We start from the raw sequence: 1,183 nt of genomic DNA on the forward strand, positions 1-1,183 counted from the left end.
GTCCATGACGCGCCGCCGGGCGCGCCAGATTTCAACGCCCCGCTGCATGCGCTGATCACCGGCAACGACCACGAAAAGGACCGCCGCATCCGCTTCGAGAACGCGCCGCGCTTCGGCCTTGTTGGCAAGCCGCTCGACATGACCTACCGCGTCATCTCGACCGAAAACGAGACTGGCCCGGTCGATGTGCGCGTCTCGGTCAATGGCGAGCAGGTCGCCGTCGAGCACGCCACCGTTGGCCAGGCCATGCCGCTGCAGGTCACCATTCCGGGCGCCGGCCGCAACATCGTCGAACTCGCCATCGATCGCGAGCCAGGCGAACTGACCGACACCAACAACCGCGCCATCGCACTGATCGACGGCATTCGCGAGAACCTGCGTGTGCTGCTCGTCTCCGGCGAGCCGCATGCCGGCGAGCGCACCTGGCGCAACCTGCTGAAATCCGACGCCTCGGTCGATCTTGTCCATTTCACCATCCTGCGGCCGCCGGAAAAGCAGGACGGCACGCCGATCAACGAATTGTCGCTTATCGCCTTCCCGACCCGCGAACTGTTCGTCGAGAAGATCAAGGATTTCGACCTCATCATCTTCGACCGCTACCAGCACCGCGACGTGCTGCCGATCCTCTATTACGACTACATCTCCGAATATGTCGAAAAGGGCGGCGCGCTGCTGATCGCGGCCGGCCCCGAATATGCCGGCGAAAGCTCGATCGCGCGCACGCCGCTGATGGCCGCCCTGCCGGCGATGCCGACCGGCGAAGTTGTCGACAAGGCCTTCTATCCGCGCCTCACCGAACTCGGCCAGCGCCACCCGGTGACGCGTGGGCTCGATGGCTCGGCCACCGAGCCGCCGCACTGGAGCCGCTGGTTCCGCACCATAGGCGTGCAGAACCCGGAAGGCGAAGTGGTCATGAAGGGCGCCGACAACCGGCCGCTGCTGCTGCTCGACCGCAAGGGAGAAGGCCGCGTCGGCATGCTGCTGTCCGATCAGGGCTGGCTGTGGGCGCGCGGCTTCGAGGGCGGCGGCCCGCATGTCCAGCTTTATCGGCGCATCGCGCACTGGCTGATGAAGGAGCCGGAGCTCGAGGAGGAGCGGCTGACCGCCGATGGTCGTGGCATGGTGCTGGAAATCCGCCGCCAGACGATGGCCGACGATCCCGGCGCCGCGCAGATCATCACTC

1 pseudogene is annotated in these 1,183 nt (G+C 66.2%); it reads left to right on the forward strand.

Annotated features, from left to right (window positions below):
* Nucleotides 1-1,183, forward strand: a pseudogene (locus ENZ74_RS32370) (hypothetical protein); the annotation flags it as partial.

The sequence above is a fragment of the Mesorhizobium sp. M7A.F.Ca.CA.002.15.2.1 genome (assembly GCF_003998715.1).
Classification (GTDB): Bacteria; Pseudomonadota; Alphaproteobacteria; order Rhizobiales; family Rhizobiaceae; genus Mesorhizobium; species Mesorhizobium ciceri.